Origin of the sequence: Microbacterium sp., from assembly GCF_035556355.1 — a bacterium.
GTDB lineage: Bacteria > Actinomycetota > Actinomycetes > Actinomycetales > Microbacteriaceae > Microbacterium.
Map to the genome: position 1 here is coordinate 51,564 of NZ_DATMFG010000045.1, position 22,161 is coordinate 73,724.

Genomic DNA, 22,161 nt, shown 5'->3' on the forward strand with positions numbered 1-22,161 from the left:
GGAATCCCCATGCCGGAAGACCCCCGCCTGAAAGCCACCCGCTACCGCCTCGAGCGGGACGCCCGCGCCGCGGGTGAGGAGCCCGAAGAGGAACGGGCGACGGATGCCGCCGCGAGCGCCGCGCCGCGCACGCCCAACGCGCTCGACCGGGCGGCCTACGTCGAGACGGCGATCCAGCAGGCGATCCGGCGGGGCGAGTTCGACGACCTCCCCGGCTACGGCAAGCCCCTCGAGGGGCTCGGCGACCACCACGACCCGGACTGGTGGATCCGCCGCAAGATCCAGAGTGAGAAGCTCACGGGACTCGGCCCGCCCGCGCTCATGCTCCGCGTCGAGCACGCCGAGATGGAGGAGCGCCTCGACGCCCTCACACGCGAGGGAGACGTGCGCGAGTACCTCGAGGACTTCAACCGCCGCGTGATCGAAGCGCGGCGCCAGCTGCTGGGCGGTCCTCCGGTCGTGACGCCGACACGCGACGTCGACGAAGAGGTCGCGGCGTGGCGTGAGCGACGGGAGGCGCGCGCCGCGGCATCCGCCGAGGCCGAGCAAGCCGAGGAGGATGCTCGCCGGCGCCAGCGCTGGTGGCGCCGCGATGCGACCTGAGAGGCCCCTCTCGGGCTCGCGTCCGCTCTTTTGTTTCGCGCCTGTTACAGCACGGAGAGAAAAACCTCATCTCCGGCAGGCTTCTGTCGTGGGAGCGCTACCTTTTCGACTCGAACGCTCTTGTTGCGGTTCACAACATATAGGCGCGGCGTCGGGCTCACTCCGGCGCCGCGCGTCGCTGAACAGGGAGTATCTGTGAGAGTCAGAAGTACGATCCGCACCGCTCTCGCCGGAGTCGCGGTCGCGGCGGTCACCGTCGGAGGGTTCCCCGCCCTCGCGCTGGCGGCCGATCCGGAGCCGACCCAGCACGAGGAGCCGTTCGCGGCGCACGCGCCCGAGGCACCTCAGACGGTCACGCTCATCACCGGCGATCGCGTCACCCTCATGGAGGGGTCCGACGGCGAGCCGCTCGTGTCGTTCGAACCGGCACCCCGCGACGACGGTCACCCCGTGTCGTACTCGACCTTCGGGCGCGGCGACCACCTCTTCGTCCTGCCCTCGGATGTCGCCGGCCTGGTGCCCGAGAAGCTCGACCTGAACCTCTTCGACATCACCGCGCTTCAGCAGCTCGCCGCGGACGGGGCGGACGGTCTGCCGGTCATCGTCGGCACCGGATCCGCCGAGAACGCTCGCACGGATGCCCCCGAGTGGGACGCACTGGGTGTCGAGGCCGACACCGTGCTCGAGTCCATCTCGGCCATCGCCGGCGACGTGGCGTCCGAGGGTGCGCCCGAGCTCGTCGAGGCGGCCGAGGAGTCGGCCGTCGTCGAGAAGGTGTGGCTCGACGCCCCGGTCGTCGTGGAAGACGCGGAGTCGATGCCGCAGATCGGTGCGCCGGCCGCGTGGTCGGCGGGCCTCGACGGGTCGGGTGTGACGGTCGCCGTCCTCGACTCGGGCATCGACACCTCGCACCCCGACCTCGACGACGGCGTGGTCGCCCTCGAGCACGACTTCACCGGCAGCGGCACGCCGATCGACCAGCTGGGTCACGGCACGCACGTGGCCTCGATCATCGCGGGGTCGGGTGAGGCATCCGGCGGGGTCAATCGCGGTGTCGCGCCCGGCGCCCACCTGATGAACGCGCGTGTCCTCAACGCGCAGGGTCAGGGCGAGACCTCCTGGGTCATCGATGCGATGGAGTGGGCGGCGTCCAACGGCGCCGACATCATCAACATGAGCCTCGGCGTCCGCGGCGAGTACACCGACGGGACCGACCCGGGCGCCATGGCCGTGAACTCGATCGCGGAGCGATACGGCACCCTCGTGGTCATCGCGGCGGGCAACGAAGGCTCGTACATGCCCGGCACCGTGACCACCCCCGGCACCGCCGATCGGGCGCTGACCGTCGGCGCGGTGGACGACCACGACGTGCTCGCGCCGTTCTCATCGGTCGGTCCGCGCTTCGGCGACGGCGCGATCAAGCCCGACGTCGTCGCCCCGGGAACCGACATCATCGCCGCGCGCGCCGCGAACACCAACCCGATGTTCCCGGTCGACGAGTACTACACGTCGGAGTCCGGCACCTCGATGGCCGCACCGCACGTCGCGGGCGCCGCAGCGATCCTCAAGTCGGCCCGGCCGTCGCTCTCCGGCGACGCCCTCAAGAAGGTGCTGATGTCTTCGACGCAGGCCGCGGGCAACCCGGTCTTCTGGGAGGGCGCGGGCCGCATCTGGATCCCCGGCGCACTGGCGCAGAGCGTCTACGCGAGCTCGGGCTCGCTGTCGTTCGGCGTGTTCCTGTCGCCGCGCGACACGCAGGAGCCGCGCACACAGACGGTCACTTACACCAACACGACCGACACCGACGCGACGCTCGAGCTCGAAGTGTCTGCGGAGAAGTCCGACGGGTCGCCCGCGCCCGACGGCATGGTGACCCTCGCGGCGGAGTCCGTCACGGTGCCGGCGCTCGGCAGCGCCACCGTCGAGGTGACGGTCGACCCGCAGGCAGGAGACCCGGGTGTGTACTCCGGCGTGCTCACCGCCTCCGGGGCGGGCACACCGCCCGTTCGCACGGTGCTCGGATACACCGTCGAGCAGAACATGTCGGTGCTGCGCATCGACGCGTTCCAGCACGGCGGCGACCGCGCGGGTCTCGGAAGTCAGGGAATGATCTACGGCGTCGACGACCCCGAGTTCAACCAGTGGTTCGGCTTCACCGACGGCGTCGCCGAGGTGCGCGTGCCCCGCGGCCGGTACACGGTGATGGGCCAGCTGCTGGACTCGGCCGGCCCGACCGCGCTGTTCATCGAGGGCTTCACGAGCTTCAGCTACGACGTCGACCTGAGCACCGACCAGGAGATCGTGCTCGAAGCCGACAAGGCGCTCCCCGTCGAGATCTCGACCGAGAAGAAGTCCCGTCCGTGGAGCCTCGACTCGACGATTCTGCGCGAGCTCCCCGACCGTCCGTACCCGGTCTCGACCTCGATCTCGGTGGGGATCAGCATCGTCGACGGCGGACTGGACCTCGACCTCGCCGTGCTCACGGATCACGATCCGGACTACGGCCCGCAGACGGTCCACACCCGGTACATCATGAACCAGCCGCTGCTGGACGCGACGGTGAGCGCGAAAGGCAAGAAGATCGACATCGCTCGGGAGCTGAGCTACGGGATCCTCTCGCCCAAGCACATCGGCAAGCTCTCTGCGCCGCTCGTGCATGCCGGCACGGGCACCCCGGACGAGCTCGCCGCTGCCGGCGTACGCGGCGCCGTCGCGCTCGTCGAGGACCGTCGCGAGATCGACCTGAATCAGCACGCGCAGGACGCGTACGACGCGGGAGCGGTCGCGGTGATCGTGTACGGCGCGACGCCCGGTGCGTTCTTCGAGTCGGTGGACTTCCGCCACCTCAACACGATGAGCGACAAGGTGCTGCCGACCCTCACGCTGCCGCGCGATGTCGGTCTCGAGCTCGTCGAGCTCGCCGAGACCGGCAAGGCCAAGATCGCGGGCGACGGGCGCAAGGACCCCGGGTACCAGTACGCGCTCGGCTACATCCAGGAAGGCGATCCGAAGAGCCTGTCCTATCGCGCGGATGCCAGGAACACGGCGCAGGTCGACCTGGACGTGCGCGGCTTCCTCGATGGCGCCCGCACGATCGAGTACGCCACGATGATCGGCGGCGGCATCTACACCGGGTTCCCGTACCTGTTCACGGGGCCGCTCCCCGACCGCACGGTGTATTACTCGACGCACCCCGACATCACGTTCCACCGGACGGTCAAGCCCGCGGAGTACCTGGGCGTGTATCCGGCGGAGTTCGCAGGTGCACCGCGGACCTACAAGCCCGGCCAGCGCACGACCGAGACGATGCTGGCGCAGGTGCACCACGGCGGTTTCTGGCCGTCGCCGGCGACGCCGCAGGAGGCATCCGTGTTCCGCGACGGCGACGTCCTCGTCGTCGACCTGCCCTATCGGATCGATGACGACGGCCACGCCCAGTCGTGGGGTCCCGACCAGGACACGACGTCGCGGTTCCGGTTCTGGGCCGGCGACACGCTGCTCGTCGACAGCGAGTACGCGAACGGGTCGGGGCTCGTGCCCGCCGACGAGACGGTGTACCGGATGCTGCTGGAGACGTCGCGCGACGTCGAGTGGTGGAACCAGTCCACGGCCGTGTCGAGCGAATGGACCTTCCCCTCGTCGACGACCGACGGTGCGACCGTGCTGCCGCTGCTGCAGATCGACTACGGCGTCGAAGGGCTCGACCCGCTCAACACCGACGACCGCAAGAGCGACCTCAAGCTCACGGTCTCGCACCAGGACGGCTCGACCGGCAGTCGGATCGAGGGCCTGGAGCTGTGGTCGTCGTTCGACGACGGCGCGACGTGGACGCCCGTCCGCGTGAAGAAGCGCAAGGGCGAAGGAGCGGTCTCGGCGACGATCTCGTCTCCGAAGGACGTCTCCTCGGTGTCGCTGCGCGTGAAGGCGTGGGACAGCGCGGGCGCGACGTTCACCGAGACCGTGATCGACGCGATCGCCGTGAAGGACCGCGGCCCCGGCGGCCCCGGCGGACCCGGCGGACCCGGCGCCGGAGGGCCCGGCGGACCCGGTGCCGGAGGGCCCGGCGCACCCGGCGGACCCGGTGACGGCGGACCCGGCCACGGCGGACCCCCGCACGCCGGCTGATCCGGCAGCGGGGACGGCGCTCACGGGACCTGTCGCGCACGCGCGCGGCGGAGTATCGTGAGCGCCGTTCCCGCTCATCCCCACCCGATGAGTACCCGACGAGAACGACGATGCTGTCGACGAATCGGGGAATCGAGATGGCCGAGAAGGATCGCATCGGGGACATCGCGCGCGACCGGGCGACACGGATCGTCCGCACCGACCCGTCAGTGCGCTTCCACGCGGGCTGGCGCTTCCTGCCGGATGAGGAGCGGCTGACGCTGCCGCCATGGCGCGACGCACCGCGCCGACCCGACATCTCCGTCGACGTCGTACGCGGGCGCGACCTCGTCGCGCTGCAGGTCGACTTCTTCGGGGCTCGGCTGGAGACCGACGACAGCGGCGCGCCGCCGTCCGTGCGGCGGAACAGCGCGTCGGGCGCGCACCTGATGGTGGTGATGTTCCCGTACCAGCACGCCCACGAGCAGGCGCAGTACGTCACAGACACCGGCTCGCAGGGAAAGCCGATCTACCCCGACCCGATCGATCCGACCCAGACGACGACCACGCCGCCGAGCCAGCCGGCGGCGACCGTGTCGGACAACGCCCCACCCTCGATGCCCGTCGGCTACCGACCGGCGCGCGCGAGTCGGCTCGTCTTCGCGATCGGCGGGAACGACAGGATCGAGTTCACCCGCGCCGGCATCCTGCGCGCGATGACCGAGCTGACGCCGGTGCTGCATCCGAACGCGGAGCCGCCTGGCAAGAGCGGCACGATCGACGACTCGACCGACGCGCTCACGTTCGTGTGGATCGCACCGAACCTCATCGCGCGGTACACGGCCACGCGGATCCGGCTCGAACGACCGACCGCGGCCGACCGACGCACGCAGCCGCCTCCCGACGCGTCGACGCCGGGTGGAGCGCTCCGCTTCGCGCAGAACCTTCGCGACGTGCATGTCGACTCCGCGCGGCTGTCGCTCGCGGCCGGCGCCTCGCTCGGCGCGCGAGCCGAGATCCCGGGGCCGCTGCGCGACATCCTCGACCGGCCGCCGATCGTCGTGCTCCCCGATCGCGGCACCTACTCGAGCCCGCCGACCGACGAGCAGACCGCGATCGAGGCGCCCTACCGCCTCGTCATCTCCCCGTCGAGCGAGGGCCGGTGGGTGCACGCGGAAGCGCCCGTGGCATCCGATGACACCGCCCGGAACGTCGAGCTGTGGCATAGCCGCCTCGGTCAGGCGACCTCTTCGGGCGCCACGACCGAGCGCAACGACAACGACCGCCGCATCGTCCGCGCGATCTGGACGCGCGACCGCGACGGATTGACGTCGAGCGTGTGGCGCAAGAACGAGGACAGCGACCTCACCCACCCCCTCTCGACGCCGCAGGGCACCGCAGACCAGCCGTTCCGCGGTTCGCTCAACCGCGCCGACCGACACCGAATCGTGCGCCAGACCTCCGAGCGCTGGCCGGGCATCAGGGACGAGCGCTCGGTGCGTCCCGTGCGCGTCGACAAGCTGTGGCTGTCGTCGCTCGGCGCGTACCTCGACCTGCACGGCGCCTGGTACACGAAGGAGTACTCCAACCTGAATCCGGGCATGCCGTCGGTGCTCGCGTGGGACCACATCGCCCCGCTCGGACGCGACCAGTGGGTGCGCGTCGTCTACCCCGGGTACCTCTATCCGCTGGGGCATCCGGCCGCCCTCGTGAAGATCACCGAGCGCCGCGTCACGCAGAACCCCGCCGTCGCGAGCCTGTACCAGATCAAGTTCCTCGTCGTGAGCGAGCCGAGCCGCCCGTACACGGCCCCGGACTGGCCTTTCAAGCGCATCGACGTCCGCCCGACGACGACACCACCGCTGGCCGATCCGGATGCCGTCGCGAACGACCCGTACAGCAGCCAGACGTACTTCTGGCCGCAGCTCGGCGATGGATCGTTCTTCGTGTTCGACCTCGACGTGTGGGACAAGGACGACCGTCCGGGAAGCCTGCGCGCGCCGCTGCTGTGGGTCGCGGAGCACTTCGACAAGCCGAACCAGGTCGACGCGGAGTACGACGGCGACGCGAAGCGGGTCGTCCCCGCGAATGGGCAGCGGTTCGCCTTCACACCGCGGTCCAAGGCCGGCGATTCGATCACCGAGACGCAGGTGCTGCGGTTCCGCGGGCGCGCCGCGCGCGGCGAGTCGACGCCGTTCCTGAGCTCGGCGGACGTCGTGATGGAGGCCGCGCGCCGGCTGTCGAACGTCGGCCCGATCCGCATCGTCTACAACCAGACCTACCTCGCGAACGGACTCGGCGAGAAGGTCGGCGACGCCAACCGAGGGCAGCTGTGGGCGAACGTGCTGCTGCCCGAGGCGAAGACCTCGGCGCAGGCGGCGCTCGACCAGACCGTGTCGCTTCCCTCCGTGTCGTTCGGGACACCGTCGGCGGGAAGCGACCGCGCGGGCGGGTTCGTGACCCCCGACCTGCCGATCCGCGGTCTGTCGACGCTCACGGGCGCCGTCGGCGACCCCGCGAACATGGAGAACCTCCAGTTCGACCCGGAGGAGTTCTTCAAGGGCGCGTTCCCCAAGCTGTTCGGACTCGTCGACCTGTGGGAGCTCATCGAGAACGTCACCGATCTCGCGAACATGCCGAGCCTCGCGAGCGAGGCGATCGAGGCCGTCACGAAGCTCGTCGACGACATCGAGAAGCTGATCCGCACACTGCAGGACGTCATGGCGACGGCGCCGGCGGATGCCGCGAACGCCGCCCAGTCCGCGCTCACGCCCATCGAGGATGTGTTCTCGGCGATCGGCGACCTCCTGAGCCCGACGAACGCCGACCCGGTCGGCACGCGGATCCAGAAGCTCGCGGACGCGTTCGAAGACGTGGCGGATGCCGTCGCGGCGGTGCCGACGACGCATCCGCTCATTCCTCCCGTCGTCCGCACGACGCTCGCCGGTCTCGTATCGGCGATCAACACCGCCGCGCGTGCGACCGACATGATCGGCCAGCTCACGCGGCTGCTCGAGACGCTCGAGCCCGGCCGGCTCGAGGCGTCGTTCCGATACGACTTCCATCCGAAGCTGTTCACGCACTGGCCGAGCGCGGGCTTCACGCTCATCGAGCTGCCGCCCGACGGCTTCACGCTCGCCGTCGAGGGGCGCGTGTCGGGGACGGGCGACGCCGCGGTGCGCGCGATGGCGGAGATCCGCGGGCTCACGCTGCACTTGTTCGGCAAGCCGGGTCAGGGCTCGGCGGCGCCGCTCGTGCGCATCCCGTTCGAGAACATCTCGTTCATCGCGGGCACCGACGGCAAGGCCGAGGTCGACGTCAATCTCGGCGAGCTCACCTTCTTGGGAGTGCTGAGCTTCGTCGAGGTGCTGAAGGACTTCATCCCGCTCGACGGATTCAGCGACCCGCCCTTCCTCGAGGTCGACTCGTCGGGCCTGCAGGCGGGGTTCACGCTGCCGATCCCGAGCGTCTCGGTCGGCGTCTTCAACCTGTCGAACATCTCGCTCGGCGCCGACGTGCAGGTGCCGTTCCTCGGCGAGGCGCTGAGCTTCGGGTTCAACTTCTGCACGCGCGAGCGTCCGTTCAACCTGTCGGTCATGTGCATCGGCGGAGGCGGCTGGTTCCTGTTCCGCCTCAACCCGAAGGGGCTCACTGTGCTCGAGCTCGGGCTCGAGGCAGGCGTCATGCTCGCGGTGGACTTCGGCGTGGCATCCGGCTCGATCTCGGCGACCCTCGGCGTCTACATGCGTCTCGAAGCCGAGAAGGGCCAGCTCACCGGGTACTTCCGCCTACGCGGCGAGGTCGATGTGCTGGGGCTCATCTCGGCCTCGATCGAGCTGTACCTCGAACTCACGTACCACTTCGACTCGGGCAAGATGATCGGCACCGCGCGACTCACGATCGAGATCTCGGTGCTGTTCTTCTCGGGCAGCGTCACGATCGAGTGCACGCGGCAGTTCGCAGGCTCGAAGGGCGATCCGTCGCTCAGAGACCAGCTGCTCGAACCCGACAACACCTCTCCCGCGTGGGACGAGTACTGGCGCGCGTTCGCGCTGGAAGGAGCGTGACGTCATGGTCACGGAGCACTTGATCTCGCTCGCACTCCCCTACTCCGCACGCAAGACCGACGGGTTCCACGTCTCGGTGTTCATCACACCGAAGCTCGCGGGCGACACCGGCTCCGACGCGATCCTGTCGGATTTCGCGGTCTTCCCGCATTGGGCGAACGCCGTGCGCGAGTCCTTGACGGTCGAACTGCGCGACGACACCGGCTCCATACCGTGCACGCCGATCCTCGACCCCGTCGACCCTGCCGTGTGGGACGCGCTGTTCCCCGACACGACTCCCGTGCGTTCGAACAGGGTGCCGCCGCTCGCCGACCGGCGCTGGCGTTCGTTCGACGCGCAGTTCGTGCACGACACGGGCAAGTTCGTGGGCCTGCTGACGTCGGTCACCTCCGCCGTCGACCCGCCCGCACCCGGCTCGCACGCGCTCGGGCAGCTCTTGGTGGCGACGCTCCGCGAGTTCAAGATCCTGACCGGTCGCCAGGGCATCAGCGAGGTCGATGACGAGCGATGGACGGAGATCTTCGACCGTGAGATCGGCGAGACGGGCAGCGACCGCAAGGGCCCGAGGCCGATCCCCTCGACGGGGACGCCGACGGGCATGTACGGCGTGCTCGCGTCGCTGCACGAGGTGCGGCGCTACTACGACCGGCCCGAGTCGAAGACGGACTACAAGGCCGAGCCGGATGCCCCACCCCCCGACCCGCTCAAGCCGAAGGAGCCCGAGTTCCACGAGCGCATCGCCACGGTCGGCGATCACCCGGCGCTGCTGCGCACGCTCGGGCTCGTGATCGACCTCGTCGTCGAGGACGTCAACCGGCTCAAGAAGTCGCAGTGGCTCAGCGCGAAGGTGTCGGTCGAGCGCGACGGCCGCACGGTCGCGTCGGGCGCCCCCCGCGTGCAGTGCGAGGCCGTCGCCGACGGCGCGCTCGTGACCGTGCCCGCGACACCGGAGTGGATCAAGGGCGCGATGGCGCTCGGTGACACCGACCGCTTCGCGGTGCTCGACACGGATGCCGACGGCACCGCCATCAAGACCGAGCAGTACCTCCGCGTGCTGCCGCGCCTCATGCTGCGGCAGGCGAACCGCGAGCCGGTCGACGCCGCGTCGCCGGGACTGCGGTCGCCGGGGTTCACGATCGCACGGAAGGCGCAGGCGAAGATCCTCTTCGACCGGCTCGGACGACAGGAGAAGCTCGAGCAGCAGTTCGGCACGTCCACGCCGCCGCGCGGCGGCGGCATGCTCCTCACGAGCGAGGACGTGGCCCGCGGCATCCGTGTCGAGGTGTTCGACGCGACCGACGGCGAGTGGCGCTCGGTGCACGAGCGCCACACCGTCGCCGAGATCGTGGGCCTCAGCAAGCCGCTCGACCTCGGCGAGGGGCACGGCTTCGCGCAGGGCGCGCCCGCCGAGCAGTCCGTCCCCGTCGGCGAGCCGGTCGAACCGCCGCCGGTCAACGTGCACGAGGCGGTGTTCGGCTGGGAGGGGTGGAGCCTGTCGGTGCCGAAGCCCGGCAAGCGCGTGCGCAGCGAGCTGGTCACCCAGCCCGACGGATCGCAGAAGCTCGAGGAGATCGTCGAGCCGCCGCCGACCGCGGTGCCCGTCGACGCGACGAACCCCATCGGGTTCACTCACACGATCGTGCCGAACTCGCTGCCGCGACTGCGGTACGGGCGCGACTACTCGTTCCGCGCGTGGCTCGTCGACCTCGCGGGCAATGTGCGACCGCCCGCTCCCGCGACATCCGGTCCGTCGGCACCCGGTGACAGCGGGGGCCCGATGACGCCGGGCGGCGCCCAGCCAGGCCGCGGCGTCACCCGCGCGGGAGCCGTCGGACGCCTCGACGCCGCCGCCGTCGCACGGCTGCGCGCGGGCCTCGGACGCGTCGAGGTCCCGGTCGAGCTCCAGGACCGACTGCGCAAGGCCGTCGAGACGAACGTGAAGCGGGACTCCGTGCGGTGGGAGGCCGCGGCGGGACTCGGACGCCTCGGGCCCGTCGCCGAAGTGCTGCGCGACGCCGCGGTGGAGGCCGTCGAAGACCCTCGGCCCGTCGTGCCGGAACGCGCCGCGCCGACCCTCGGACGCAAGGAGCAGGCGGCGCTGCGGTCCGAGATCGCGAACGTGCTCGGCCGGACCGATGTCGGCGCGGCCCTGTCGGGCGACGCCCTCGCGACGGCGACGCCGTCTCGGGCATCCGCGGTCACGCAGGCGATGCGGTCCGCCCTCACCTCGACGAAGGGAGCCGCGTTCGGCGTCACGGCCTCGCTCGACGCCGACACGCTCCTGCCTGCCGTCGCAGGGCAGCTCGGGCGCGCGACGGCGACGCTCACCCCCAGCGGCATCACGGCTGCGGTGGTGCTCGAGGCGCTCAAGACCATCACGGCCCCGCGGCCGTTCCTGAGGTGGGACCCCGTGCCGCCCCCGACGCTCGTGCCGCGCGCCCGTTACAGCGAGGGCGAATCGCAGCGCGTCGTCGTCATCCGCAGCGGCGTGACACAGGACCCCGACACGCTGGATGTCACGGTGACAGACCCCCAGGAATACCGGACGGCGGTGCTCGCGGACAACCCCGATTCGGCGTTCCAGGCGGTGGGGCAGCGCCACCTCGTGCCGCCCAAGGTCGGCCAGCTCCAGGCGGAGCACCACGGGGCATTCGACGCGCTCGTGGGCGACGGGTCGGCCGCGGGGCTCAAGGCGGCCCTCGGCGTCGCGCTCCGCGAGAACGGCGCGCTCACCGACATCGACGTCGCCGACCTCGACAACCCCGGGGCCAGGATCCCCGTGCCGGGCGTCGCGCTCGTGCACGACCCCGGCGTCGACCCGAGCGACATCGTGACGCTGCCGCTCCCACAGGGCGAGTCGCCGCCGGCCGGGCAGTACGTCGTGCACGACGTCGACGACATGATCGTGCCGTACCTGCCGGATCCGCTCGCGCGCGGTGTGTCGCTCGTGTTCCCCGACGCCACCACCAGCCCCGCCCTGCCGCTGCCGTTCGGGATCGAAGGCTTCACCGCCGACTACGAGGTCGACGCGCGGGGCTGGCCGGTGGTGCATCCGTATCGCCTCACGCTGACCGACGGGCCGACGCCGCGAGCCGAGGTCGAGGACCGCGTCATCGACATCGCGCTGCCCGCCGGCACCATCCAGCGGTTCCGGCTCTCGAGCTGCCCGCGCCCCGCCGCGCTCGACGTGCTCGGCATGTGGCGGAGCCTCCCTGCTGTGATCCAGGGGCTCGAGATCGTGCGCGAGGCCGCGCGCGACGGCTACCTGTGGTCGCTCACGCCGAAGGAGAACGTACTCCTCGTGCACGCCGTGCCGCGGCCGGTGCGGGCGCCACGGCCGGTCAACGTCCGCTCCGTCCGCTCCGCGTCCGCCACGTATGCGAGCTTCTTCGGCGGGGTGCACGTGCACGGCCCGAGCACGGAGCAGCTCACGATCGAGGCGTCGTGGTCCGAGCCCGTCGACGACGTGGGCCTCCCGGTCTGGGAGGAGCGCGCGAGCCGCGGCACCGCATGCACGACGCGCGTGTCCGAGAACGAGCGGCTGGGTGTGCTGTTCGCGCAGGACTTCCTGCCCTCCGGCGATCTCGACTGGCCCGCGGATCCGAGCATCCGCATCCACGGCACGCGCCACGAGTTCGGCGACACGAAGCACCGCATGGTCGACTATCGCCTCCGCGCGTCGACGCGGTTCCGCGAGCACTTCCCGCCGTCGCTGCTGACGCCGGCCGACGGGGCGGCGGAGTTCGACGACGGGTCGAGCGTCGTGAGCGAGACGTTGCGGCTGTCGGTGCCGTCCTCGGCGCGTCCCGAGCCGCCGGTCGTGCACTCGGTCGTCCCGCTGTTCCGCTGGTCGCACGATGATCCGGATGCCGCGGCCCCGCCCGCCGACGACGCGGGGACGGTCCATCCCGGACAGCCCATCGCGGAGCGCCACACCCGCCGCGCGGGCGTGCGCATCTACCTCGAGCGCCCGTGGTTCTCGTCGGGCGAGGGCGAGCTGCTCGCCGTGCTGCTGGGCACGTCACCGGCCGCCGGACCGTACACGCTCTACGCGCAGGACCCGATCTGGATCGGCGCGACGTGGGACAACCCGCACCTCTCGCCCCTCACGCTCGTCGACTTCTGGCGCGTCGCCGGGGTCGATGACGTGTGGACCCCCGGCGAGCCCGTCGGCGCCGAGACCGGTCTGCCGCTGCCGACCGCTGCCGGCGACACGAAGACGTACACGGCGTCGGTGCTCGCCTATCGCCCGCAGTACAACCCCGAGCGCAGGCTCTGGTACGTCGACGTCGCGCTCAACCCGGGCGCCGTGTCGTGGCCGTTCCTGCGGCTCGCCGTGGCGCGGTATCAGCCCGAGAGCGTCCCCGGCCTGGAGCTCTCGAGCCCCGTGTCGACGGACTACGTGCAGGTTCCGCCCGAGCGCACAGCCCTGGTGAGCCGGCTCGACGAGCACGAGGTGCGCGTCGTGGTGAGCGGTCCCGTGCCGGTGCGGCATGGACCGGCGCACGACCCGGTCGCCGCCGACCTCGCATCGATCGAGCTGGGCAGGCTCGTCGTCGCGCGACTGCAGAGGGCAGACCCCGGGATGCCGGGCGACCTGGGGTGGATCACCGTCGACACGCGCAGGCTCGTCGTGGCGAACTACCAGCCGGCGGAGCACCTCATCGCATGGGGCACGACCCTCGGTTCGGACGACGAGGAGATCCCGCTGCGACGGCCGGGGCCCGAGGCATCCGGCTGGCGGGTCACGGTCGAGGAATGGGAGAGGTTCCCCGGCGATCCCCTCGCCGACTCCCCGGTCGGCACGGCCGCACCGCCTCCCGTGTGGGAGCAGCGGCTCGTGTTCGCGGACGAGATCTACCTCTGACCGGCACCGCGCTCACGGGATGAGGGCGCCCGCGAGCAGGCCGAGCACCGAAGCGCCGATGCTCGCGACGAGCATGCCGCCTGCGTGCGCGATCGCCGCGAGCCAGCGCCCCTTGCGCAGCAGACCGAGCGCCTCGACCGACGCCGTGCTGAAGGTGGAGTAGCCGCCGAGGAGCCCGACCCCGAGGATCGACCGCACGTCGTCCGCTCCGAAGTGCGCCGACGCGGACGCCGTCACGAGACCCAGCGCGAAGCACGCCGTCGCGTTGACGACGATCGTCCCGAGCGGCACCGACGTGCGATTCACACGCCCCACACCGGTGTCGACGAGGAACCGCAGCGCCCCGCCCAGACCGCCCGCGAGCGCCGTCAGCACGAGGATCATGCGGCGCCCTCCCCCTCTGGTTCACGACGACCGAAGACGGATGCCGCGACCCCCGCGCCGATCGCCGCGGCGACGACGCCCAGCACGACGCTCGCGAGCGTGTACACGAGCGCCATCGACACGGCGCCCGCGGTCGCGAGCCGGTCGATCTCGACGACGAACGTGCTGTAGGTCGTGAAGCCCCCGACCACGCCCGTGCCCACGCCGAGGCGCAGCATCCGCCGTCTCCCGGTATCGGGACCGCGCAGCGCCAGTGCCTCGATGAGCGCGCCCAGCGCGAGGCTCCCGAGGATGTTGATCGCGAACGTCGCCCACGGCCACTCCCCCGGCGCGTGCGGGAACACGAGCTCGATCGAGGCCCGGAGGAGCGTGCCGACCGTCGCGCCGACGGCGACGAGAAGAGCCAGACCGACGAAGCGCACAGCACCACTCTGCCGCATCACACGCGTGAGACGACGGTAGGCGAATCGCGGACGAGCGCCTACATTTGGCTCAGGACGGTCGCCCGTGCCGTCGAGAAAGAGTCGCGCGATGCCCTTCCGAAGCAAGGAGACCCTCGAGGAGTGGCTGGGCGAGTTCCGCTCGCTGGGGTACACGATCGCCGGCTCGGTCAAGGTCATGCAGCAGGACGGCGAGGACGGGGCGAACACCGGCCTCGTCGGGATGCAGCTCGCGAACGCGTCGACGTCGATCTACGTGCACCCCGACGCTCCGTACTCCCCGCGATGGGTGGTCACGATGGAGCCGCGCGACGAGTCGATCAGTCTGGACGCGGCGGCGGTGATGGAGCTGTCGAACGAGCTCCAGGTCCTGTCCGCGCTCTGCACGTTCCTCCAGGCGAAGTCGGCCTCGTTCGTCGGCACCGACGCGCCCTGAAGCATCGGCTCGAGTCCGCGGGACTCAGGCGACCCGACTGCCGTTCGTCGACGCGGTCCACGACTCGAGCAGCTCCGCGAAGCGCGCCGCCTCCTCTTCGTCGCCGGCCGAGACGACGTCGTCGAACGCGGTGTCGAACCGCGTCAGGCCCGCCCAGGGCTCCTCGGCGAGGTCTACGGTCACGCTGATGCGGTTCACGCGCCGATCGTGGGGGTCGAGGTCGCGACGCACGATGCCCCGTTCGACGAGACGGTCGATGAGCGCGGTGACTCCCGGCGACGTGATCCCGAGGTGATCGCGGAGTTGCGACGGACGGATGCCGGGATTCGCCGCGATGTGCAGGAGCGCCTTCGCGTCGCCCTCGCCGATGCCCAGCTCGCGGCGCGCGCGCGAGAGCGCGTCGGAACGCGCCTGCACGTAGGCGAGCAGGGCCGCGCGCACCTTCGATCGGCTCGTTCGTCCGGTTGTCACGGATAACTCCTCGGCTTGGTATCTCGATCAGTGTAGCGGTTGAAGTTAATTCAGTGAAGATTTAGCTCATTTACCTAGATGAGTGAAATACCTGCTAGTGTGAGAGGTCCTGGACGAGTTCGACGCACACGGCGTCGCCCCATCGCATTCAGGCCGATCAAGGAGTGAACATGGGGCACCTGTACTACGGCAGCACGAGCGAGCCGATCGAGATTCCCGACAGTCTTCTGGCCCACCTCAAGGTGGTCATCACGACCAAGCTGCGCCGCGGCGAGAGCTTCACCCTCGCATGGCGCCACGAGGGCACCGGCCAGCCCGGCCGATCCGCCATCTGGCTGCAGCCCTCCATCCCGCTGCGCTTCGTGTTCGATACGCCCGACCCCGAGCAGCTTCGAGCTTCGGCCCTGCAGGACTTCGTCAACCAGGCCAACTCCTCTGGGGGACTCAACGTCGACGTCGACTCGTGGGTCGAGGAGGCGGGACTGGTCCGCATCTCCTGATCCCGCGCGGATCCATGAGGATTTCGCCGATTCGGCCCCTCATGTCCTCCGGGCGACCTAATCTCTGGTCATGACGTCGCCTTCCGCGATCACCACGACCGGACAGCTGCGCGAGTCAGGGCACACGTTCCGCCCGTTGCGCGAGGAGCTGCGCGAGAACCTGCTCGCCGCGCTCGCCGAGGGGCGGGATCCGTGGCCGGGCATCCACGGCTTCGACGCGACGGTCATCCCGCAGCTCGAACGCGCGATCCTCGCCGGGCACGACATCGTGCTCCTCGGCGAACGCGGTCAGGGCAAGACGCGCCTGTTGCGCAGCCTCGTGGGGCTCCTGGACGAGTGGTCGCCCGTCATCGAGGGCTCGGAGCTCGGCGAGCATCCGTTCCACCCCATCACACCCGTCTCGATCCGCCGGGCCGCCGAGCTCGGCGATGACCTGCCGGTCGCCTGGAAGCATCGCTCGGAGCGCTACGCGGAGAAGCTCGCGACTCCTGACACGTCCGTCGCCGACCTGATCGGCGACATCGATCCGATCAAGGTCGCCGAAGGGCGATCGCTCGGCGATCCCGAGACGATCCACTACGGCCTCGTGCCGCGCAGCCACCGCGGCATCGTCGCGATCAACGAGCTGCCCGACCTCGCCGAGCGCATCCAGGTGTCGCTGCTGAACGTCATGGAGGAGCGCGACATCCAGATCCGCGGGTACCTCCTGCGCCTCGACCTCGACGTGCTCGTCGTCGCGACGGCGAACCCCGAGGACTACACGAACCGCGGACGCATCATCACGCCGCTGCAGGACCGCTTCGGCGCCGAGATCCGCACGCACTACCCGCTCACGATCGCCGAGGAGATCGCGGTCATCCGGCAGGAGGCCGACCTCGTCGCCGAGGTGCCCGAGTACCTGCTCGAGGTGCTTGCCCGCTTCACGCGCAACCTGCGCGAATCCGAGGCCGTCGACCAGCGTGCCGGTGTTTCGGCGCGCTTCGCGATCGCCGGCGCCGAGACGATCGCCGCGGCCGCGCTGCACCGCGCGACCCGGCAACGCGAAGAGGTCGCGGTCGCGCGCCCGGTCGACCTCGAGACCGCGGTCGACGTGCTCGGCGGCAAGATCGAGTTCGAGACCGGTGAGGAGGGTCGCGAGCACGCGATCCTCGAGCATCTTCTGCGCACCGCGATCGCCGACACCGCCCGCTCGTACTTCCGCGGTCTCGACTCGACCGTGCTCGTCGAGGCGCTGCGCGAGGGCGTCACAGTCATGACCGGTGAGCAGGTCTCGGCGGCGGACGTGCTCGCAGCGATGCCCGTGCTCGGCGAATCCGACCTGTACGACGAAGCCGCGCGACGCCTCGGTGCGAACACCCCGAGCGAACGCGCCGGCGCGATGGAGCTGCTGCTCGAGTCGCTCTACCTCGAGCGTCGCATCGGCAAGGACACCGTCGCAGGAGAGACCGTGTATGGATGACCGGATGCCGCGCACCGCGCCCCTCGGAAGGCTCCGCTGATGGTGCGGAGCTTCCACCGCGTGCCCGCGCACACCGCGCGCTACGGGCGCTATACGGGTGGCGATCCGCTCGCCCCGCCGGTGCGCGTGCGGGAGGCGCTGGAGGCGATCGGCCAAGACGTCATGTCGGGCACATCGGTCGAGCGCGCGGTGCGCGAGTACCTGCGACGCGGAAGCCGCGACCAGCAGGGGCTCGACGACCTCGCGCGGCGCGTGCGCGAGCGGCGCGCCGAGCTCGTGCGCAGGCACCGGCTCGACGGCACACTCGACGAGGTCCGCGAGCTGCTGGACCGCGCGGTGCTCGAGGAGCGCAAGCACCTCGTGAAGGACGTGGATCTCGATGACGAGGTGCGGGCGTTCTCCGAGATGAGACTCGAGAACCTGCCCGCGAGCACGGCGGCGGCCGTGACCGAGCTCGCCGATTACGAGTGGCAGAGCCCGAGCGCCCGGGCGGACTACGACCGCATCCGCGATCTTCTCGGCCGTGAGCTGCTGGACCAGCGGTTCGCCGGGCTCAAGAACGCGCTGGAGAACGCGACGGATGCCGACCGGCAGGCGATCCGCGACATGCTCAACGACCTCAACGACCTGCTCGAGAAGCGGCGTCTCGGCGAGGACACGCAGGAGGACTTCGACGAGTTCATGCGCAAACACGGGGACCGGTTCCCGGAGCATCCGAAGAACCTCGACGAACTGCTCGACGCGCTCGCCGAGCGTTCGGCGGCGGCGCAGCGCATGCTCAACTCGATGACGCCGGAGCAGCGTGAGGAACTGATCGACCTCTCGCAGCAGGCGTTCGGCTCACCCGACCTCATGCGCTCGCTCGCGCGCCTCGACGACAACCTGCGCTCCCTGCGGCCGAGTGAGGACTGGACGGGCTCGGCGTCGTTCTCGGGCGAGGAGCCCGTCGGGCTCGGGGAGGCGACGGGCCTCATGCAGGACCTGTCGGACCTCGACTCGCTCACCGATCAGCTCTCCCAGGCGTACCCCGGCGCGCGTATGGACGACATCGACCTCGACGCGCTCGAGCGCCTCTTCGGCGAGGACGCGGCGGTCGACGCCCGCACGCTCCGCGACCTCGAGCAGGAGCTGACAGACACCGGCATGGTGCAGCGCGCGTCGGACGGGTCGCTCCGGCTCACGCCGCGCGCGATGCGCCAGCTCGGGCGCGCGCTGCTGCGCGATGTCGCGACGCGCAGCACCGGCCGCACAGGACGCCGCGAGACCCGGCACGCGGGAGCGGCCGGCGACCGCACGGGGGCGACACGCGAGTGGGCGTTCGGCGACACCGAGCCGTGGGACATCCCCCGCACGATCTCGAACGCGGTGCTGCGGACCGTGGCCGACGGCGGCGACCCGTCGGGCGGAGTCCGGCTCGACACGAGCGACGTCGAGGTCGTCGAGACCGAGCAGCGCACACAGGCGGCGGTCGCGCTGCTCGTCGACACATCGTTCTCCATGGCGATGGACGGCCGCTGGGTGCCCATGAAGCGCACCGCGCTCGCGCTCCACCACCTCATCTCGACGCGGTTCCGCGGCGACACGCTCCAGCTCATCTCGTTCGCGCGATACGCGGAGGTCATCGACATCGAGCAGCTGACCGCGAAGGACGCGGTGTGGGACAAGGGCACGAACCTGCACCATGCCCTGATGCTCGCCGGGCGCCATTTCCGCAAGCATCCGCTCGCGCAGCCGGTCCTGCTCATCGTGACGGACGGCGAGCCGACCTCTCATCTCGACCAGGACGGGAGCACGCACTTCGCCTACCCGCCGTCGGCCCGCACGGTCGCCGCGACCGTCCGTGAGCTCGACACGGTGCAGCGCCTCGGTGCGCAGACGACGTTCTTCCGTCTCGGCGACGATCCCGGTCTGGCACGCTTCATCGACGCGCTCGCGCGGCGCGCGGGCGGCCAGGTGGTCGCGCCCGAGCTCGACGACCTCGGTCGGGCGGTCGTCGACAGTTACCTCGGCTCACGGCACACCGGCCGAGGCACGCCGGAGGAGTTCGGCGACATGCTGCGCGGCCGCTCGTGGTGGTGGTGACCGCGGCCGGTCAGGGGCGGTGGGAGGCCGACCGCTCGTTCCCGCGCTTGTAGTTGCCGGTGACCCGCGCCATCACGAGCTGAGGATCGACGCGCTCCACGTCGTCGAGGAACTTCGCGGCAACCGACCTCCGCAGCGTCGTCGCGAGACGGCCGTGGTGGCGTATCTCGACGGTGTCGCCGCGCACCGTGTACTCGAAGCCCTCCGGTCCACCGCCCATGGTTCGAGGGTATGCCAGACGGAATCCGCGCGACCGCGCTAGTGTGCGTGACAGGAGCGAACATGGGCGCAGCAATCGGAGAGATCCTTCCCCTCGCACTCGGCGTCGCGATCAGCCCCATCCCGATCATCGCCGCGATCCTCATGCTGCTCTCGCCGAGGGCGCGCGTGACGAGTGTCGGCTTCCTGCTGGGCTGGGTCCTCGGCATCGTGGTCGCCGTCACCGTCTTCACGCTCCTGTCGTCGATACTCCCGGAGCAGGACTCGGATGCCTCGAACCCGGCAAAGGGAACGATCCAGCTCATCCTGGGCGCCCTCCTCCTGCTTCTCGCGGTCGGGCAATGGCGCAAGAGGCCGCGGCGGGGCGTGGAGCCGGCGATGCCGAAGTGGATGCAGGCGATCGACAAGATGACGTTCCCCGTCGCGTTCGGGCTCGGATTCGTGCTGTCCGCGGTGAACCCGAAGAACCTCCTGATGGGCGCGGGCGCCGGCGTCGACATCGGCTCGGCCGGCCTCGCCGTCGGCGAGATCGTCCTCGTGATCGCGGTGTTCACCGTGATCGCCGCCTCGACCGTGCTCGTGCCTGTGGTCGGGTACCTCGTCGCAGCGTCGAAGCTGCGCGACCCCCTCGATGCCCTTCGCGGCTGGCTCGAGAAGGAGAACGCGGTCATCATGGCCGTCCTGCTGCTCGTCATCGGCGTGAGCCTCATCGGCAAGGGCATCGCCGGCTTCTGACGATCGCTCGCACGCGGGCGCGGCGCATCCGCTGATTCCGCGCGCTCGCGCGCGCCGTGACCACCCGGAATAGATGCTCTTGTCCGTGTGTTCTGCATGCAATATATTGCCCGCAGGTGAGGCTAGCTCGCCGGACCAGCCCGCTTGTTCACCATCACCCCACCAAATCGGAAGAGAGAAGAACAATGAGCAACGACCAGGGCATCAAGAACGTCGTGCTGGTTCACGGCGCTTTCGCCGACGGCTCCGGATGGCGTCGCGTCTACGACAACCTCACCGGCCGCGGCTACCGGGTCTCGATCGTCCAGAACCCGCTCACCTCGCTCGAGGACGACATCGCAGCGACCCAGCGCGTGCTCGACCTGCAGGACGGCCCGACCATCCTCGTCGGCCACTCGTGGGGCGGTACGGTCATCACCGAGGCCGGCACGCACCCCGAGGTCGCCGGCCTCGTCTACGTTTCGGCGCTCGCGCCCGACGAGGGCCAGACGACTGCGCAGCAGTACGAGGGCTTCGCCCCGACGCCGAACTTCCCGATCCACACCGTCGAGGACGGCTTCGGGTTCCTCAACGTGGAGAAGTTCAAGATCGGCTTCGCCGCCGACCTGAGCGATGCGGATGCCGCGTTCCTTCGCGACTCGCAGGTGCCGATCGACATGTCGGTGTTCGCCACGCCCGTGAAGGCTGCCGCGTGGCGGACGAAGCCGAGTTGGGCGATCATCGCCGGCGAGGACCAGTCGTTCGACCAGGCGATGCTGCTGCACATGGCGAACCGCGCCGGCGCCGAGATCACGGTGGTGCCCGGCGCGAGCCACGCGCTCTACATCTCGCACTCCGACGAGGTCGCCGATGTGATCGTCAAGGCCGCGGAGCACGCCCTCGTTGGCGTCGGCTGACGCACCGCCTCACGCCCAGTGCACGGCTTCTCGCCGAACGCACGCCCTGCCGACGGGAGTTGCCCGTTCACTCGACGAGAAGTCGTGCACTCGCGGCTGGGCCCGGCGGGCAGGGGCTCAATCGGAGCCGGGGTCGCCCACCGGAAGACTGTGCCACGTGTGGAACGCGAGCCGGGAGGCGCCCTCTGCATCGCCGGCCGCGCACAGGTCGATGAGCTGGGCGTGACGTTCCGCGGACGCGAATCGATCGATCGACAGGAAGCGGAGCGTCTCCGCTCGGCGGACCACGGGCGTGTACTGCTCCAGCACGGAGACGATCGCCGGGTTCTCGGCTGCGACGACGAGCACATCGTGGAAGGCGTCATCCGCCGCCAGGGCGGCCTCCGCGTCTTCCGCCTCGATGGCCGTGGTGAAGCGGTCGTTCGCATCGCGCATCGCCTGAAGCTGCTCCTCCGTGAGCCGCGGCACGCCGAGCCTGGCGGCGAGCGCTTGCATCGCTGCGACGACGTCGCGCGCGTTGCGCACGGACTCCTCGTCCACCACGGCGACGGTGGTGGAGCGGCCCGGTCGGGCGACGACCAGCCCGCTCTCGCTCAGACGCAGGAGCGCTTCGCGCACCGGGGTCCGGCTGACTCCGAGCCACTGGGCGAGCTCGCCGTCGCGAAGGCTCTCCCCCGGCGCAAGCGTGCCGTCGACGATCGCGTCGCGCAGCTGGCGGTACACGTCGTCCCGCAGCAGCGTGCGGCCTTTCATCGGAGAGGACGAAGGGATCGGCATGCAATGTATTGCATGCCGATCCCGTGCGCTCGTCAAGCCGCCACGCCCGGACCTGCTCTCACAGCGTGGGACCATCGGTGCCCGCGCATCCGGGCGACGTAATATATTGCGTACTGCACGC

15 protein-coding genes are annotated in these 22,161 nt (G+C 70.4%); 10 read left to right on the plus strand and 5 right to left on the minus strand.

Annotated elements, in window-relative coordinates; genetic code table 11:
* Positions 1–9 precede the first annotated feature (9 nt).
* The 4 genes from VNR19_RS13135 (at position 10) to VNR19_RS13150 (ending at position 13,641) form a co-directional block, all read left to right on the plus strand.
* Positions 10–603, plus strand: a complete 594-nt coding sequence (locus VNR19_RS13135) for a DnaJ family domain-containing protein (protein WP_325727458.1) — start codon at positions 10–12, stop codon at positions 601–603.
* Between the two features lie 195 nt (positions 604–798).
* Positions 799–4,728: a S8 family serine peptidase gene (locus tag VNR19_RS13140; protein WP_325727460.1), complete on the plus strand. Its 3,930-nt coding sequence runs from the start codon at positions 799–801 to the stop codon at positions 4,726–4,728.
* Positions 4,729–4,838: 110 nt separating this feature from the next.
* Positions 4,839–8,774: a hypothetical protein gene (locus tag VNR19_RS13145; protein ID WP_325727462.1), complete on the plus strand. Its 3,936-nt coding sequence runs from the start codon at positions 4,839–4,841 to the stop codon at positions 8,772–8,774.
* A gap of 4 nt (positions 8,775–8,778) precedes the next feature.
* A complete protein-coding gene (locus VNR19_RS13150; RefSeq protein WP_325727464.1) occupies positions 8,779–13,641 on the plus strand; it encodes a hypothetical protein in 4,863 nt (1,620 codons plus the stop codon).
* A 12-nt stretch (positions 13,642–13,653) separates the two neighbouring features.
* Here the strand turns inward: VNR19_RS13150 and VNR19_RS13155 are convergent, their stop codons facing one another.
* Both VNR19_RS13155 and VNR19_RS13160 read right to left on the minus strand, forming a co-directional pair.
* Positions 13,654–14,025, minus strand: coding sequence for a fluoride efflux transporter FluC (locus VNR19_RS13155; protein WP_325031680.1), 372 nt, complete (start codon positions 14,023–14,025; stop codon positions 13,654–13,656).
* On the minus strand, positions 14,022–14,447 hold the full coding sequence (locus tag VNR19_RS13160) for a CrcB family protein (protein WP_325727466.1): 426 nt from the start codon (positions 14,445–14,447) through the stop codon (positions 14,022–14,024). Before VNR19_RS13160 ends, VNR19_RS13155 begins: the two co-directional genes overlap by 4 nt.
* A gap of 109 nt (positions 14,448–14,556) precedes the next feature.
* Between VNR19_RS13160 and VNR19_RS13165 the strand changes: the two genes are divergently transcribed.
* Positions 14,557–14,901, plus strand: coding sequence for a hypothetical protein (locus tag VNR19_RS13165; RefSeq protein ID WP_325031678.1), 345 nt, complete (start codon positions 14,557–14,559; stop codon positions 14,899–14,901).
* Between the two features lie 24 nt (positions 14,902–14,925).
* Here VNR19_RS13165 and VNR19_RS13170 read toward each other — a convergent pair whose 3' ends face one another.
* A complete protein-coding gene (locus VNR19_RS13170) occupies positions 14,926–15,372 on the minus strand; it encodes a MarR family winged helix-turn-helix transcriptional regulator (RefSeq protein WP_325031677.1) in 447 nt (148 codons plus the stop codon).
* 170 nt (positions 15,373–15,542) lie between these two features.
* On the opposite strand from VNR19_RS13170, the gene VNR19_RS13175 reads away from it, so the two are divergent.
* The 3 genes from VNR19_RS13175 to VNR19_RS13185 all read left to right on the plus strand — a co-directional run bounded on the left by VNR19_RS13175 (position 15,543) and on the right by VNR19_RS13185 (position 19,413).
* Positions 15,543–15,872, plus strand: a complete 330-nt coding sequence (locus tag VNR19_RS13175) for a DUF7882 family protein (RefSeq protein WP_325031676.1) — start codon at positions 15,543–15,545, stop codon at positions 15,870–15,872.
* A gap of 70 nt (positions 15,873–15,942) precedes the next feature.
* A complete protein-coding gene (locus VNR19_RS13180; RefSeq protein WP_325031675.1) occupies positions 15,943–17,331 on the plus strand; it encodes a sigma 54-interacting transcriptional regulator in 1,389 nt (462 codons plus the stop codon).
* A 39-nt stretch (positions 17,332–17,370) separates the two neighbouring features.
* Positions 17,371–19,413, plus strand: coding sequence for a vWA domain-containing protein (locus tag VNR19_RS13185; protein WP_325727468.1), 2,043 nt, complete (start codon positions 17,371–17,373; stop codon positions 19,411–19,413).
* A gap of 10 nt (positions 19,414–19,423) precedes the next feature.
* Here the strand turns inward: VNR19_RS13185 and VNR19_RS13190 are convergent, their stop codons facing one another.
* Complete coding sequence (locus VNR19_RS13190; RefSeq protein ID WP_325727469.1) at positions 19,424–19,633, minus strand: hypothetical protein; 210 nt, start codon at positions 19,631–19,633, stop codon at positions 19,424–19,426.
* Positions 19,634–19,695: 62 nt separating this feature from the next.
* Here VNR19_RS13190 and VNR19_RS13195 point away from each other — a divergent pair, with 62 nt between their 5' ends.
* Positions 19,696–20,367, plus strand: a complete 672-nt coding sequence (locus VNR19_RS13195; protein WP_325727471.1) for a GAP family protein — start codon at positions 19,696–19,698, stop codon at positions 20,365–20,367.
* A 185-nt stretch (positions 20,368–20,552) separates the two neighbouring features.
* Positions 20,553–21,263 carry an alpha/beta fold hydrolase gene (locus tag VNR19_RS13200; protein ID WP_325727473.1) on the plus strand — a complete coding sequence of 237 codons (711 nt, stop codon included), beginning with the start codon at positions 20,553–20,555 and terminating at the stop codon, positions 21,261–21,263.
* A gap of 117 nt (positions 21,264–21,380) precedes the next feature.
* On the opposite strand, the gene VNR19_RS13205 is transcribed toward VNR19_RS13200, so the two are convergent.
* Positions 21,381–22,040, minus strand: a complete 660-nt coding sequence (locus VNR19_RS13205) for a GntR family transcriptional regulator (protein ID WP_325031670.1) — start codon at positions 22,038–22,040, stop codon at positions 21,381–21,383.
* Positions 22,041–22,161: the final 121 nt, after the last annotated feature.

Coding starts and splice junctions, on each gene's coding strand:
- VNR19_RS13200 (WP_325727473.1), top strand. CDS start 20,553: ATGAGCAACGACCAGGGCATCAAGAACGTCGTGCTGGTTCACGGCGCT.
- VNR19_RS13155 (WP_325031680.1), bottom strand. CDS start 14,025: ATGATCCTCGTGCTGACGGCGCTCGCGGGCGGTCTGGGCGGGGCGCTG.
- VNR19_RS13145 (WP_325727462.1), top strand. CDS start 4,839: ATGCTGTCGACGAATCGGGGAATCGAGATGGCCGAGAAGGATCGCATC.
- VNR19_RS13175 (WP_325031676.1), top strand. CDS start 15,543: ATGGGGCACCTGTACTACGGCAGCACGAGCGAGCCGATCGAGATTCCC.
- VNR19_RS13150 (WP_325727464.1), top strand. CDS start 8,779: ATGGTCACGGAGCACTTGATCTCGCTCGCACTCCCCTACTCCGCACGC.
- VNR19_RS13190 (WP_325727469.1), bottom strand. CDS start 19,633: ATGGGCGGTGGACCGGAGGGCTTCGAGTACACGGTGCGCGGCGACACC.
- VNR19_RS13185 (WP_325727468.1), top strand. CDS start 17,371: ATGGTGCGGAGCTTCCACCGCGTGCCCGCGCACACCGCGCGCTACGGG.
- VNR19_RS13195 (WP_325727471.1), top strand. CDS start 19,696: ATGGGCGCAGCAATCGGAGAGATCCTTCCCCTCGCACTCGGCGTCGCG.
- VNR19_RS13205 (WP_325031670.1), bottom strand. CDS start 22,040: ATGCCGATCCCTTCGTCCTCTCCGATGAAAGGCCGCACGCTGCTGCGG.
- VNR19_RS13180 (WP_325031675.1), top strand. CDS start 15,943: ATGACGTCGCCTTCCGCGATCACCACGACCGGACAGCTGCGCGAGTCA.
- VNR19_RS13135 (WP_325727458.1), top strand. CDS start 10: ATGCCGGAAGACCCCCGCCTGAAAGCCACCCGCTACCGCCTCGAGCGG.
- VNR19_RS13165 (WP_325031678.1), top strand. CDS start 14,557: ATGCCCTTCCGAAGCAAGGAGACCCTCGAGGAGTGGCTGGGCGAGTTC.